At 65.7% G+C, this 15,418-nt stretch carries 11 protein-coding genes; all 11 read right to left on the bottom strand.

The genetic code is table 11. The features are described 5' to 3' along the window. Positions 1-68: 68 nt before the first annotated feature. On the bottom strand, positions 69-815 hold the full coding sequence (locus WG208_RS05955) for a CpsB/CapC family capsule biosynthesis tyrosine phosphatase (RefSeq protein WP_337170426.1): 747 nt from the start codon (positions 813-815) through the stop codon (positions 69-71). A gap of 46 nt (positions 816-861) precedes the next feature. Beyond that, complete coding sequence (locus tag WG208_RS05950) at positions 862-1,215, bottom strand: hypothetical protein (RefSeq protein WP_337170425.1); 354 nt, start codon at positions 1,213-1,215, stop codon at positions 862-864. Next, entirely contained in the window at positions 1,212-3,998 is a 2,787-nt protein-coding gene (gene alaS, locus WG208_RS05945) for an alanine--tRNA ligase (RefSeq protein ID WP_337170424.1), read from the bottom strand. Before alaS ends, WG208_RS05950 begins: the two co-directional genes overlap by 4 nt. A 40-nt stretch (positions 3,999-4,038) precedes the next feature. Beyond that, entirely contained in the window at positions 4,039-4,638 is a 600-nt protein-coding gene (locus WG208_RS05940) for a RecX family transcriptional regulator (protein ID WP_337170423.1), read from the bottom strand. 251 nt (positions 4,639-4,889) lie between these two features. Next, positions 4,890-5,927 (bottom strand): recombinase RecA, encoded by a 1,038-nt coding sequence (gene recA / locus WG208_RS05935; RefSeq protein WP_337170422.1) that lies wholly within the window; start codon positions 5,925-5,927, stop codon positions 4,890-4,892. A gap of 131 nt (positions 5,928-6,058) precedes the next feature. Beyond that, entirely contained in the window at positions 6,059-6,424 is a 366-nt protein-coding gene (locus WG208_RS05930; RefSeq protein ID WP_337170421.1) for a YraN family protein, read from the bottom strand. Between the two features lie 223 nt (positions 6,425-6,647). Beyond that, positions 6,648-7,418 carry a glycerophosphodiester phosphodiesterase family protein gene (locus WG208_RS05925; RefSeq protein ID WP_337170420.1) on the bottom strand — a complete coding sequence of 257 codons (771 nt, stop codon included), beginning with the start codon at positions 7,416-7,418 and terminating at the stop codon, positions 6,648-6,650. 75 nt (positions 7,419-7,493) lie between these two features. Further along, the gene (locus tag WG208_RS05920) at positions 7,494-10,442 is read right to left on the bottom strand and encodes a TonB-dependent receptor (RefSeq protein ID WP_337170419.1); all 2,949 of its coding nucleotides are present in this window, start codon (positions 10,440-10,442) and stop codon (positions 7,494-7,496) included. A 209-nt stretch (positions 10,443-10,651) separates the two neighbouring features. Beyond that, positions 10,652-13,054: a DNA translocase FtsK gene (locus tag WG208_RS05915; protein WP_337170418.1), complete on the bottom strand. Its 2,403-nt coding sequence runs from the start codon at positions 13,052-13,054 to the stop codon at positions 10,652-10,654. A 68-nt stretch (positions 13,055-13,122) separates the two neighbouring features. Beyond that, positions 13,123-13,869 carry a 2-phosphosulfolactate phosphatase gene (locus WG208_RS05910; RefSeq protein WP_337170417.1) on the bottom strand — a complete coding sequence of 249 codons (747 nt, stop codon included), beginning with the start codon at positions 13,867-13,869 and terminating at the stop codon, positions 13,123-13,125. Next, entirely contained in the window at positions 13,870-15,228 is a 1,359-nt protein-coding gene (gene accC / locus WG208_RS05905; protein WP_337170416.1) for an acetyl-CoA carboxylase biotin carboxylase subunit, read from the bottom strand. Between the last annotated feature and the right edge of the window lie 190 nt (positions 15,229-15,418).

Below are 15,418 nucleotides of genomic sequence, written 5' to 3'. Positions count from 1 at the left end.
TGGGAAGGGCGGGAATGGGTGGTGGGTAGGCGTGTTCACCGAACTGTTCGAACGCGGGCTCAACGCCGTCAGGAAGACGTGAAGAGCCGCTTGATCCGTCCGAAGAATCCGCTGCTGAGCGGTGGGACTGGAAGGGTCTCCTCGTCGCGGAGCACATTCCCCGCGTTCACGCTGGTGAGCAGCTCCACCTGCTCCCGGGCCCCGCGTTCGAGCAGCCAGTCGCGCGCGGTGGCCAGCGAACGATGATCCCCGTGATTGTCCGATGCGAGAATGTCGATGAGTCCCAGCTCCAGCATCTGCCGGGCCAGGTCGGCCGGCGTGCCGCGTCCCATGAGCACGGAGGCGTCGGTCTGGATGACCACGCCGAAGCTGCGCCATTCGCGCACGAGATCGATGGTGCACCCGAAATACCGCTCGGGGTGCGCCAGAATGGGCGTGCGACCGGCCCGGGCGATCCGTCGCAGTTCTCCCGACGCCCCCCTCGGCAGCCCGCCCCGTGTGAACTCCACCAGCAGCGCACGCGACGAGCCCAGCGACAGTTCTGGCGCCGTGAGATCGACCGCCGGCGCGTCCAGCATGATCTCCCAGCCCAGTTCGAGCTGCATCCCCTGAGGCGCCCGCGCCTGCAGCTCACGGAAGATGGCGAGATGCCCCTCGTAGGGTGCCGCGGCCGCCTGGGCCGCATTGAGATGCGGAGTGCATACGACGGTGGTCACCCCCTGCTGCACGAATCGCTCGAGCACCGGAAGAGAGACTTCGAACGACGGTGACCCGTCGTCGACGCCGGGGAGCAGATGGGAGTGGATATCGATCATGACGTCCCGTTCTCCGCGCACGGATGGAACCGCGCATAGAGGTCGTTCAACGTGCTTCGGGCTCGCCCACGATGTTCAGCCCGGCAATGCGGGCCATGGCCGCGGCCGCCCGGCTTTCGATACGCGCCGGCTCGTCGGCGGCGACCTGAAAGGCATAGGTGATCAACGCATCCACCGCCAGCAGATCCAGTGCATGCGCCCGGTCCGTGGCTTCCGAAGCCAGCATCTCATCCAGCAGTCGTACCCCGGTCTCCACGCAGATCTCCGCCGTATCGGCCACCGGACGGTGTGCGCCGGGCGCCAGCAGCGCGGTCAGCCGCTCGTGCAGCGCGACCGGAGGGCGCGGATCGAGTTGCGCGACCCACTCCCCCACGGTCGTTGCTGCCGCGGGCGGCATCACGCGCCGGCGGTCGCCAGGCGGTTTACCACCCCTTCACCAGCCGCCAGCGCGGCGTCGATCTGCGTCGACTCCACACCGGCCTGCGCCATGTGCGGCTTGCCACCGCCACGGCCGCCCACGGTGGCCGCGACTTCACGCACGACGGCGTCGGCACGAAGCCCACGCTCCCGCACGTCGTCCGTGGCCACGGCCAGCAGCGCGCCCTTGCCATCGGCCAACGAGGCGCCCAGCAACGCCACTCCACTGCCCAGCGCTTCACGCACTGCGTCGCCCAGCGCCTGGAGCGCCTTCACATCGGGCACCTCCACACGCGCCGACAGGAACCGCGTGCCCGCCACATCGCCGGCGCGGGCCACGAGCTGTTGCGCCACGCCGCCGCCGCTGCTGCCCCCGCGCAGCGACTCATCGAGCCGCTTCTCGAGCTGCTTCCGCTCGTCCATGAGCGTGTCGAGTTTGCGCTCGATCTGCTCCAACCCCGACGTCATGCCCGACATCGGCACCTTGAGGCGCGACGCCACCTGCAGCAGCGCCCGCTCGCGATCGGCCAGGAACTGGAAGGCCCGCGGGCCGCTGACGGCTTCGATACGACGCACGCCGGCCGCGACACCACTCTCCGACACGATGCGCACCAGCCCGATTTCGGCCGTGTTGCGCACATGCGTGCCACCACAGAGCTCCACCGACAGCGACGGGATCTCCACCACGCGCACCACGTCCCCGTACTTCTCACCGAACAGTGCCATCGCGCCGTGGGCGACCGCGTCGACGTACGACTCCTCGCGAATGGTCACCGGCGCACTCTGCCACACCCCCGCGTTCACATCGGCTTCGATGGCCGCCAACTGCTCGGCCGTCAGCGGCCCGTGATGCGTGAAGTCGAAACGCAGACGATCCGGCGCCACCAGCGAGCCGGCCTGGTGGACATGATCGCCGAGGACCTTGCGCAGCGCCGCATGCAGCAGATGCGTGGCGGTGTGATTGCGCTCGGTGTCGCGGCGACGATCGCGCGGCACCACCGCATGTGCACGACCGAACGTGATCTCGCCGGTGGGCGCACCGATCGCGGCAATGCGTCCATCGAGTTTCCGCACTTCGTTGACGGTCACCGACCAGCCTTCGCCGGTGATGGTGCCGTGATCGGAGATCTGGCCGCCCGATTCCGCGTAGAACGGCGACTCACGCAGCATCACCGCCACGCGTCCGTCGGGCAGATGCCGCACGGCCGTGACCAGCGTGTCCACTTCGATCGCATCGTAGCCCACGAAGCGTCCCAGCGCCTCGAGATGCTGTTGATCGTGCGTCCACTGCGTGGGGTCGGCAAAATCGTCGGCGCTGACGGCGATCTGTCGCGCCTTGCGATCGTCCTGCGACTGTTTGCGCTGCGCCTGGAGTGATCGTTCGAAACCGGCGATGTCCACCAGATAGCCGCGCTCACGCGCCATCAGATCGGTGAGATCGATGGGGAAGCCGAACGTGTCGTACAGACGGAAGGCATCCTCACCCGAGATGGTGCCACGGATGCTCGAACTGCCCTGCGTGCTGGCCGCGGGCGCCAGTTCCTCGAACCGCGACATGCCGGCATCGATGGTGGCGAGGAACCGCTCCTCCTCGGCACGCGTGGTCTCGAGGATGTGCTTGCGACGCACATGCAGTTCGGGATAGAGGTCGCGCATCGTGTCGATGAGCACGTCCACCACATGCACGAGCGTCGGCTCCCGACGGCCCAGCAGCCAGGCGTGACGGACCGCGCGACGCAGAATGCGACGCAGTACGTAGCCGCGGCCTTCGTTGCTCGGGAACACCCCGTCGGCCAGCAGGAAACCCACCGCACGCGCATGGTCGGCCAGCACGCGGAACGACGCCGGGTCGATTTCCTGACCATCCTTGCCGTAGGCCTTCCCCAGACCGACGCCGGGGCGGTACGGGTACCCGATCCCCACCACGTCTTCCACCTTCGCGATGAGCGGGCGGAACAGATCGGTGTGGAAGTTGTTCGTCACGCCCTGCAGTACGGCCGCGATGCGTTCGAGACCCGCGCCGGTGTCCACCGACGGCTTGGGCAGCGGCACGAGCGTGCCATCTACCTGCCGGTCGAACTGCATGAAGACGAGGTTCCAGATCTCGAGGAAGCGCCCCGCCTCGGCGCCTTCCACAAACGCGTCGAGCGAAAAATCCTCGATATCCAGATTGGTCCACTCCCCGCTGGCGTCGGCCGGGAATGCCCAGTCGGCGGCCAGCTTGGCGAGGTCCACATAGATCTCCGTACACGGACCACACGGCCCCGTATCGGCCATCTGCCAGAAGTTGTCCTTGGCGCCCAGCCCGTAGATGCGGCTCTCCGGCACACCGGCCACCTCCTTCCAGAGCTCACGGGCTTCGTCGTCTTCGTGGAAGACCGTGACGCGCAGATGCTCCCGCGGAATCTTCAGGTCTTCGGTGACGAACTCCCACGCGAACCGGATCGCATCACGCTTGAAGTAGTCGCCGAAGGAAAAATTCCCCAGCATCTCGAAGAACGTGTGGTGACGCGCGGTGTGGCCGACCTGCTCGAGGTCGTTGTGCTTCCCGCCGGCCCGCACGCACTTCTGCGACGTGGTAGCTCGTCGTTTGCCTTCGGGCGCGTCCTCCATTCCCAGAAAGACTTTCTTGAATTGCACCATCCCTGCGTTGACGAACAGCAGGGTGGGGTCGTCGGATGGCACCAGCGACGAGCTGGGGCGGATGGAGTGGCCATTCTTCTCGAAGTAGGCCAGGAATCGGGCACGGATTTCGGACGCGAGCATAGGCCCGGAAATATAGACGGGTCGAAGCACAACAGGGGGCTCACGGCCGCGCTTGCAGCACTTCACGCGCAATTCGCCGGGCAAGACCTCCGGCGTACCCCCGTCGCAGCAGAAATCCCAGCAATCGCCGCTCAGCGACATCGGGTGCGACCGCTCGCAGGGAGCGGGCACGCTTCTCGGCGACCGCACGACAGGCCGCCACTTCGTCGAAGCCGTCCGCGCTGGCTTCCTCGAGCGCCTCGGACACGGCCTCGGTGACCGTGCGCTGGTCGACGCCTTTGCGGCGCAGTTGCTGACGGACCCGGGCCGGTGCGTCGCCCCGACGCAGCCGAGCGCCGGCTTCGGCCCTGGCCACCGTGTCGTCGGAGAGCACACCCGACGCTTCCAGGCGATCGAGCGCCGTGCGCACCTGCGCCGGCGTGGCCTCACGCTTCAGCAAGCGCAGTTCGAGTTCGCGGCGGGTGCGACGGCTTCGCGCCAGTGCGTCCAGCGCGCGGTCCATCAGGTCCGTGATGGTCGACTCCTCGGCCAACCGCGCCACCTGCTCTTCCGACAACTCCACGCCCACCTTCGTGGCGCCCGTGTCGGACAGCACGGCCACACCCACGACGAACGTGCGCCCATCGCCCAGTTGCAACACATAGCGACCCGGGCGGCGGGGAGACTCCCGTAGGCCCTGGATGCGGTGGGCGTGCGGGTGCTGGGGGACGGGATCTGGAGAAGACAGACGACGCGGAGGCGAGGGGTTCAGACAAAAACGGTCTCAGCCGGATGAAAAAGAGCCGAGGGGCAACTCACGATGAGCCGTGGTGATCCGGGCACCACTTCCCACCGCGAGCAACCCCTCGGCCCTCTCCTCATGCTTCATGCACCGGAGTCAGGAGGCGAGCACTACTCTTCGCTCTCTTCTCCGGCGGCGTCCAGGCCCTTCACGCCGAGTACGGTCTTGACCTTGTCCTCCACCTCGGCCATCAGCGCCGGGTTGTCCTTCAGGAACATCTTGGCGTTCTCACGTCCCTGCCCGATGCGCTGCGAGCCGTAGCTGTACCAGGCGCCGGCCTTGTCGATGATGCCGGACTCGACACCGATATCGACGAGCAGCGAGGTGTGGCTGATGCCCTCGGCGTACATGATGTCGAACTCCGCCTGCTTGAACGGGGGCGCGACCTTGTTCTTGACGACCTTCACGCGCACGTGCGAACCGATGACGTCCTCCTTCTCCTTCACCGGACCGATGCGACGGATGTCGAGACGGAGCGACGCGTAGAACTTGAGCGCCTTGCCACCCGTGGTGGTCTCCGGGTTGCCGAACATCACGCCGATCTTCTCACGCAACTGGTTGATGAAGACCACCGACACCTTGGAGCGGGCAATGGCACCGGTGAGCTTACGGAGCGCCTGGCTCATGAGGCGCGCCTGCAGACCCACGTGCGAATCACCCATGTCCCCTTCGATTTCCGCCTTGGGGACGAGCGCGGCAACGGAGTCGATGACGATGACGTCGACCGCGCCCGAACGTACGAGGATCTCGCAGATCTCGAGAGCCTGCTCGCCGGTGTCCGGCTGCGAGATGAGCATGTTCTCGACGTCCACGCCCAGCTTCTTGGCGTATTCGGTGTCGAGCGCATGTTCGGCATCGATGTAGGCTGCGACCCCGCCGTTGCGCTGCGCATTGGCGACCACATGCAGACAGAGCGTGGTCTTGCCGCTGGACTCGGGACCGTAGATCTCGGTGATGCGGCCACGCGGGATACCACCCACGCCGATGGCGGCATCGAGATTGATCGCGCCGGTGGGGATCGATTCGACCCGCACTTTGGCGTCGGTGCCCAGTCGCATGATCGAGCCCTTGCCACAGCTCTTTTCGATCTGCGCGACCGCGAGCGCCAGGGCCTTGCGCTTGTCGTCGGTTATCACTGTGCCCGCCATAAGACCGCCGTCGTGAGGGGTGAAGCGCCATGCCCTGGCCCGCGAGAATCTAGGGTGAACGCGGGCAGGACCAAGACCCGAATAAAGTACGAAGAAGACACGATGTGGACAACTCCCCAATCTGCCCGATTTCAGGACACCGGGAAGGCGTGTTCGATGTGCCGGATGCGGACATTCTGACCGTTTATCAGCACACCGACCACGTCGAAACGGTATTCCACCTCCGCAAACCCGTGTCGATCCGCCCAGACCCGGGCCGAACGTACCAATTCGCGCTGCTTCCGGGCGTGGACGGCCTCGACCGGGGACCCGAAAGCGTCGCCACGGCGGGCCTTGACCTCCACGAACGCGATGGCCTGCCCGCGTCGCATGATCAGATCGATGTCGCGATGTCCGTGGCGAAAACGATGCGCGACCAGCTCCCATCCGTTGCGGATCATCCAGCGCGCCGCGATGCGTTCGCCAAGCAGTCCGAGTTGTTGTCGTGCCTGTGTCATGGCGGGAGTGTAATGCGCGCTCCGCCGACATGTGTCACCAGAACATTGCGAGCATCATCATTTCATTGCGGAGAGAGAAAAAAACAAGAAAACTGCGTTGCCACGGATTACGCGGAGGGGGCGGAAACTGCACGGATCACTACAAAAAATTGTTGTTGATCCGTGTTGTTTCCGCCCCCTCCGTGCAATCCGCGGCAAAGCCGTTCTCTGACTATCTGTCGTCTCAGCCTCTCACGGCCAGAATCAGTCCCGGGTCATCGCTGATGATCCCGTTCACACCCAGTCGCCAGAGTTTGAGCGCGTACGCGGGATCGTTCACCGTCCAGATGTGTGTGACCACACCGTGAGGCTTCGTACTGCGCACCAGCGAGCCAAGAGGCACGGGGATACCGTTGTACACCGGCGGAATGCACATCGCCTGAAACAGCGGCGCGGCAATCGGCCGTCGAAGCAGCGATGGAACGAGCAGACCGGCGACATCCGGTGTACTCGCGCCGAGTGCGAAGCCGGCATGACGCAGGGGGCGTGTGCTGGCGGGATCGAAGCCGGCCACGATCACGCGCCGCGCCAGCCCGTGCCGGGCGATGGCCTCACGCAGCGGCAGGGCCGCCGCGGGCGTCTTGAGTTCGATGATGATGGGGAGATCGCGCGGCAGGGCTTCGACCGCTTCGTCGAACGTCGGAATCCCGGCACCGCGTCCACGCCACGGGAACGTGCGACCACGATCGGTCGTGAAGCGTGCTCCCGCGTCCACCGTGCGCAGGTCGGCCAGCGTGCGCGCGGCGACCGGTCCCGCCGCATCGGTGGTGCGATCGAGTGTGGGATCGTGCAGCAGTACGAGCACCCCATCGCGCGTGACATGCAGATCGAACTCGACCGCATCGACGCCCAGTGCGACGGCCTCGAGCAACGAGGGGATGGTGTTCTCGGGCGCGTGAGCCCGGTTGCCGCGGTGACCGACTACCGGTCGGGCATTGGGGTCGAGAAGAAGCATTGGAGAATACGGTCCCGGGTTTGGGGAAACGGGTCTGGCGTTGAACCACCGAACCCGTTCCCCGAAACCCATCACTCAGAAGCTGTACTGCAGCCGCGACATCACCATACGACCCATTTGGGGCATGCCGGGGAATGTGCGCACCTGGTTGTCGAACATGTTCTGCGCGCTGATGGACCACATCAGCTTCTGCTTGCCACCGAGATCGAAGTGCTTGGAGACCTGCGCGTCGAAGACGACCGCTTCAGGCACGCCGTCGTAGCAGTAGGCGCCTGCGGACACCGGCGCACACTTGTCAGCGCCAATCGTCGGATTGGCCGCCGCGCCCGGACGACCGGACGCAATTGCAAAGGCGAAGTTGGTGGTGTGCACGCTCGAGTTCACCGGATACGCGTCGTTGTAGCGCGAACGGAGCTCGAAGCCCAGGCCGTTGCCTTCGTTCCGGTACCGCATCCCGACCGAACCGCGTGACTTCGGCGAGTTGGACATGAGCGGCAGATTGTTCCCGCCGGCAATGCCGCCGAAGACATTCTCGCTCTGCCAGCTGTAGGCGAGGTCGAACGTCAGGCGATCGGTGGCTACGATGTCCGTGGCGAGGTCCATGCCACGCACCCAGATTTTTCCGGGCGTCGTGAGATACGTGGCATAGATGGCGTTCGGCGCGGTGTTGCTGTTGGCCCAGGTGACCACACCCACGGGAAGCGCCGCGACATTGGGTGTCAGTGCGGTAGCCAGCCCCGATGCGATCTGCCCGATCATTTCTGCCGGTACCCCGAGCGGGCCCAACTGCTGTCCGAAATACGCACCGAGCTGCTGTCCGAGGTACCCACCGACCTGCTGCGGATTGGCGAACATCACGTTCGGCGTGGAGAGCGCGGCGGTCGTGCCCACGTCACCACGCTCCTGCCCCCACAGCGAGATGTCCCAGCGGAACCGATTGCCGACGATGCCCTTGTACCCCACTTCGAACGTGTTGTTGAAGGACGCCGACAGCGGGGCGATGTCGGTGAGTTGATCAGGCGTGAGACCGCCAGGTGTCGACGCGTTCGTCAGGTAGGTCACGCGGGTGGCGAGATCCGCATTGGTCGGCGCCCGTGACGCGAGGTACTGCACCGCACCCGCCGCCAGTGCTTGGATCTGTGCGGGAGTCATGCCCGCCGCCGAGAGCCTTGCCAGGCCGGAAGCAATGCCCGGGATCAACCGGGGGCCCAGTGCCGTGATCGCCCCCGGAAACGCCGCCGCCGCCGACGCGCCCGTGAACTGCCCCTGCCCCGTATAGGCCGACTTCATGCAGAACGACCCGAACGTGCTGTTGCCGGCGCAGCTCCGGTTGAACAGATGGCCTTCCTTGGGCGGGTTGCCGCGGGCGTACACATTGAAGCCCGAGCCACCCACGTTCGGCGTCTGGATGAGGTCCAGGAAGAAGGAGAAGTTGGCCGGCGTCGAGAACGCCCGGTTGTACGTGAAGCGGATGTTCTGCGTCTCGGTGGGCTTGAAGATGATGGCCGCACGCGGCGAGAAGAACGCCCCGTCGATCACGTTGTTCGCGTCCCCACGAGCCGCCAGCAGCAGTTCGAGATGTTTGTTCGGCCGCGTGGAGGACTGCAGATACGCGCCGTATTCCCGGACGTTGTCGTTGTCTTCGTTGCCGCCGTTGATCGTGTTGCCCGTTTCCGGGTTCGTGGCGATGTAGTCGGCGCCGTACGTGAAGCTCTGCTTGCTGCCCATGTCGAAGCCGTGCTGGAGCTGCGCCGCCCACACGTTCGACTTGTCCACGATGGGCTTGCCCGAACGCAGCAGATACGTGCCTTCGTCGGACAGCGCATTGTCGTTGCCGGCGTTGCTCAGATTGGCGAACACCTGCGCGAACAGGCGATTCCAGCGGAAGCGCTGCTGCAGGCTGGTGTACGTCCAGTTCCGGATCTGCGCCGCGCCATTGGCGCCGGTGTACTCGATCCCGTGGCCGATGTGCGTGTGCCCCACCGTCGTGATGGCCTCGGAATTCTCCGACGGCCGGATGTCCATGCGCGCTTCACCCGTGTACCGCTCGAGGCTGAAATCGCGATCGTTGGTCTTTCCGCGGCGGGACGCCGGCACGTCGTCGGTGGTCGGGAACGTGGCCGGTTCCGCCAGTTCCAGGAACTCCCAATCCTTGCCGCGCATGTATTCGCCCGACACCTTCACGGCGAACTTCTCGTTCAGCTTGGACGCGTGACGGATACCCGCCCGCATCACGCTGCGCTCACCACCATCCACGCTGATCGTCGTGCCCTGCGAGGCGAACGGCGACTTCGTGATCACGTGCAGCACCCCGTTGGAGCTGTTGGGACCGTACAGCGCCGACGCCGGTCCGAGCAGCACTTCCATGCGGTCGATGTCTTCGTTGGTGCCGGTGAACATGAACGGCACGTTCACACGCAGCGACGGCACACCGGCAAACCGGTAGTCCTGCAGCATCAGCATCGCGCCGCTGAAGGCGTTGTTGAAGCCACGCGCCACCACGTTGGACTGCGCGATGCCGCCGCGACTGATGTCCACACCCGGTGTGCTGCGCAGATGATCGGTGACCGTCACCGCGGGTCGCTCTTCGATGCGTTCGCTCGACACCACGGAGATCTGGGCCGGTGCATCGAGGGCTTTTTCCGGACGGCTGCGGCTCGCCGTCACGACGGTCTGATTGAGCTGCGTGGGACGTTCCGACAGCGCCGCCGTGATGGTCGCGCCGGGGCGCTGGCCATTGAACACCTTCTGGTCATACCCGATGGCGCGCACGGTCACCGTGTAACTGCCATCGGGAAGATTCACGACCCGGAATGTACCGTCGGTACCGGAGATGGCGCCGTAGGCTTGTCCACCCGAAAGCTGTGCCTGCACCTGCGCATTCTCGATCGGCCGACCGGTCGCGGCATCGGTCACCTTGCCGGAGATCGACCCGGACTGCGCTGCCAATCGGCTCGACGCCACGGGCAACACGCCCAACGCCAGCACGGTGAAGGCCAACACACGTCGGAGGAACAGGGACATCGTTCACCTCAGAGGGATGAAAAGGACGTCGAGGTCCGATGACCGGCGGGAAGGGATGCCGGTCATTGTGGGTCGTGTCAGCATTCGTGGAGACGACACAGCCCAACCGTTGCACGAATCTTCACAGCCCCCTTTCGCGCCGTCAATACATCCGGGGGCGGATTACGCGAAAAACTTGACGATACCGTCAGGATTTATTCAGGAGTCCTTCAGGATTCGCCGCAGATCCGGTCGAGGTCCTGCACTCCCACCAGCACATCCCGCGGTCGCGCCGCGCCTTCCGAAGGCGCCAGCACACCGGCCGCCTCCAGTTGATCGATGATCCGTGCCGCCCGGCCATACCCGATCTTGAGACGGCGCTGCAGCAACGACGTCGAACCCTGACGATGCTGGATGACCACCTCTGCCGCTTCGCGGAAACGGGCATCCCGCTCGTCGCCCGTCCCGTCGGCTTCGTCCTCGTCGCCGTTGGCCTTGGCTTCGAGTGCCCGCACAGTCTCCAGAATGTCCGGCTCCGCGGACACGTCGTCCCCGGCGGCCGCGGCTTCACCCAACGCACGCAAACGCGCCTGTTCGTACCAGCCAAGCAGACGCTCGGTATCCTCACTGGAGAGATATGCCCCCTGCAAACGCGAGGCTTCCGATTTGCCCGGCGGGATGAACAGCATGTCGCCGTTGCCGAGCAGCGATTCAGCGCCCGCCCCGTCGATGATGGTGCGGCTGTCCACCTGTGACGCCACACGGAAAGCGATCCGGCACGGAAAGTTCGCCTTGATCAACCCCGTGATGACGTTCACGCTGGGTCGCTGCGTGGCGAGAATGAGATGGATTCCGATGGCGCGCGCCTTCTGCGCGAGCATGGCGATCGGGGTCTCCACTTCACCCTGCACGGTCATCATGAGATCGGCCATCTCGTCGATGACCACCACGATGTACGGCAGCACACCGCCCGTGTACGTGCGGTCTTCGAACGCGACCTCGGGATTGCGCGGCTTGAGCACCGGCTGTCCTTCGCCGTTCTCGTGCTGGGCGACGCGCTTGTTGAATTCCTGCAGATTGCGGCAGCCGTTCGCCTCCAGCAACCGGTACCGATCCTGCATCTCCATCACGGCCCACTTGAGCACGGCCGCGGCATCCCGATTGTCGGTGATGACCTTGTGACGACGATGCGGCAGCGCGTTGTACACGCTGAGTTCGACCATCTTGGGGTCGACCATCAGGAAACGCAGCGTACTCGGCGTATGCCGGTACACGAGGCTCGTGATGATGGTGTTCACGCACACCGATTTGCCCGACCCGGTCGCACCGGCGATGAGCAGGTGCGGCATCTTGGCAAGATCGGCCACGACGGGGCGGCCTTCGAGATCCTTGCCCAGCGCGATGGGCAGCGCCGCCCGCGCATGACGGAACTCGGGCGCCTCCAGGACTTCACGCAACACCACCATCTCCGGTGTCGGATTCGGCACTTCCACACCCACCGCGCCGCGTCCCGGAATGGGCGCCACGATGCGGATGCTGGGCGCGCGCATTGCCAGCGCCAGATCGTCCGCCAGCGCCGCGATCTGCCGCACCTTCACACCCGCCGCCGGTTCGATTTCGAACTGCGTGACCGACGGTCCCGTGGTCCGTCCGACGAGTTCCCCGTCCACCTTGAACGTGCGCAGCGTGGCCATGAGCTTCTCGCCGGCCAGATCCAGCTCACGCCTGCCCGCATCGGCGTTGCGTACGGGCGGTGCAGCCAGCAGATCGGTGGGCGGTAGATCCTCGCTGTAGGTCGCCGGTTCATTCGCGGCATCCAGTGCGGCTTCCACGCGTTCGTCACGGGTGCCGGTCTTGCTCTTCGCTTTCGCCGACTCCGCGGGCGATGCGCTGCTTCCCGCAGCCCCCCGACGTGCTCTGGCATCGGTCGTAGCCCCTTCTGCGGGCGCCCGTGCGGCTAGCACTTCGCTGCCGGCAATACCACCGAGCACGTCCCGCGCCAGTGAGGGATCGATCGCCGGCATCTCCTCGGGCTCGGGCGCCAGCGCCTCCGCAAGTGACGGACGACGCGCACCATCGCGCACAGTCGATGGTGCGGACACATCGCCGTCGCGACCCGTGCTTGCACGGCGTCCCTGGCCGATGAGCAGACGGATGGGATTCCAGCGCAACGTGAGCACGGTGAGTGCACTCGTCGCCAGCAGAAACACGATCCATGCGCCAGCGGGACCGAGCCATTTGCGGAGATAGTGGGCCACGAGACTGCCCCACAGCCCCGCGCCGGCCGAGGGTGCGGGTTCACCACCCAGCGCCAGTCCCACGGCAATGGGCACGAGGGCCACGGTGCCGGCGAACAGCACGCTCCAGTCGCTGGCATCATCGGCGCGGCGGATGCGCCCGAACAGCGCGAGCGCCACCACGACACACCCCACCGCAATGATCACCATTCCCGGAATTCCGACCGCCGCCACGAGCACACAGCGCGTCACCGTGCCCGTCGGTCCGAACGGACCGGTGGACGACCAGCAATCGCTGCCCATCGGGCGCTGAAAGATCAGCGCTCCCAGCAGAAAGACGGCCAGGAGAATGAGCGCCACGGCGCCGAGTTCCCGTTTGAGGAGCTGTCGATCCATCGTCACTCTCCCGTCAGCCCGCGTTTCGCGATGGTGTTCGCGTCCGTCGGGCTGCCTGCCCTGCGGCGTCAGCGACCCGCAGCGACGGCATGCCGCTGCAACTGCCGGTCCTGATAACGTACTGCCGTATCATATCGATCCAGCGTGAGGCACGCTGCCACGTCGGCGTCGAATCCGGCGTCACTCAGTGACCGCGCGTGCGTGGCCTCGTGTGCCACCGATGCGATCCCGCCCACGAACGGTCGTTCCATCAATTCCGCCACGCGCGCTCCGTCGGCGCGCACCAGATGCTCCTGCCCCTGCGCGATCCCCCGCACGAGTCGTCCGGCGCACACCACGTCTTCGAGCGCCAGTCGCCGTTCGTGTCCCGAACAGATGATCAGCACCTCCGTGTGCTCGCTCATCGCGGCCCGCACGGCACGCACCGTGGCCGTCGCGTTCACGAACGCCGCGAAAAAACACACGCGGGCTCCCTGGGTGGCCGCGAGCGCGCGTGTCCCGTTGGTGGTCGTGTACAGAATGATTCGTCCGTTCACGACTTCCGGCCCGTACTCCAGCGGTGAATTGCCGAGATCGAACCCTTCGATCCGTACCATGCGGCGCTCGCCGGCCAGCCGGATCTCGTCACGGGCAAAGTCCCGCGCCCGCCGCACCGTGTCCTCGACGGTCTCGAACGGCGCCACCGCCCGGGCCCCATTGGCCAGCGCCGTGGCCACCGTGGTGGCCGCGCGCAGGACATCGATCACCACCACCACTCGATCGGCCACATCGGCGGGCACTACCGGTGCCTCGCCGAGCAGCACGTCGATGCGCACTTAGCCGGGCTCCTTGAGCAGGTCGGCGCCTTCGAACTCCAGCCACTTGGTGTGCACCTTGCCCGCCTGGAAGCCGGGATGCTGCATCACGCGAGCCAGAAACGGCATCGTGGTCTTCACCCCTTCCACGACGAAACTTTCGAGCGCAATCTGCATGCGCTTGAGCGCTTCCTCACGCGTGGAGCCCTGCACGATGAGCTTGGCGATCATCGAGTCGTAGAACGGCGGCACCGTGTAGCCGGCATACGCATGCGTATCGATGCGCACACCGGGGCCGCCGGGCTGATGGAACACTTCGAGCTTGCCGGGCGAGGGCTGGAAGTTGCGTGAGGGATCCTCGGCGTTCACGCGGCACTCGATCACATGCCCGCGGAACGGCGGCAGCTCCTTCACGGTGAGCGGAAGACCAGCCGCCACGCGGATCTGTTCCTTCACGAGGTCCACACCAGTGAGCATCTCCGTCACCGGGTGCTCCACCTGGATGCGGGTGTTCATCTCCATGAAGTAGAACGAACCATCTTCGTCGAGCAGCATTTCGATCGTGCCGGCACCGACGTAGTTGATGGCCTTCGCGCCACGCACGGCGGCTTCACCCATCCTCGCCCGCAATTCCGGCGTCATCACCGGGCAGGGGGCTTCCTCGATGAGCTTCTGATGCCGGCGCTGCACGGAGCAGTCGCGTTCGCCCAGATGGATCACGTTGCCATGCGTGTCGCCGAGAATCTGGAACTCCACGTGCCGTGGACGTTCGAGGAACTTCTCCACGTACACATCGCCGTTGCCGAACGCGGAGAGCGCCTCCGAGCGGGCGAGCTGGAACGACCGCATGAAATCGTCGGGATCGCGGGCCACGCGCATGCCCTTGCCGCCGCCGCCCGCTGCGGCCTTGATGATCACCGGGAAGCCGATCGATCGGGCGAACTCGAGGGCTTCCTCGGGATCTTCCACGGGGCCCGGCGAACCGGGCACGATCGGCACACCGACCTCCTGCATCGCCCGACGGGCCGACGCCTTGTCGCCCATCGTGCGGATCTGATCGGGCGTGGGGCCGATGAACGTGATGCCCGAGGCGCGACAGGTCTCGGCGAACTCCGCGTTCTCGGCCAGGAATCCGTAGCCCGGGTGAATGGCGTCGGCGCCGGTGATCTCGGCGGCGGCGATCAGACGGGTGATCTTGAGATACGAATCGCGCCCGGACGGAGGGCCGATGCACACGTCATCGTCGGCGTAACGCACATGCAGCGACTCGCGGTCGGCCTCCGAATAAACGGCGACCGTCTGGATGTCGAGCTCACGGCAGGCGCGGATGACGCGGAGGGCGATCTCCCCGCGGTTGGCGATCAGGACCTTTTTGAACATCCGGTAATGGTGGCGAGATCACTGCCCTGCCGCCAGTCCTGGCGCAGTTCACCCGGGCTTCGAACGAACCGGGAGATGGACAGACCGTTGCCACGGATCACGCGGATGGGGCGGAAACAGCACGGATATGGCATGAGGTCCACTGCCGCGCCGATTCAAGCCGCAGTAGCGCCGACACGTCAGGTTGGAT

This window comes from Gemmatimonas aurantiaca (genome assembly GCF_037190085.1).
Lineage (GTDB): Bacteria > Gemmatimonadota > Gemmatimonadetes > Gemmatimonadales > Gemmatimonadaceae > Gemmatimonas > Gemmatimonas aurantiaca_A.
This window is presented reverse-complemented; position numbering and strand designations above follow the sequence as displayed.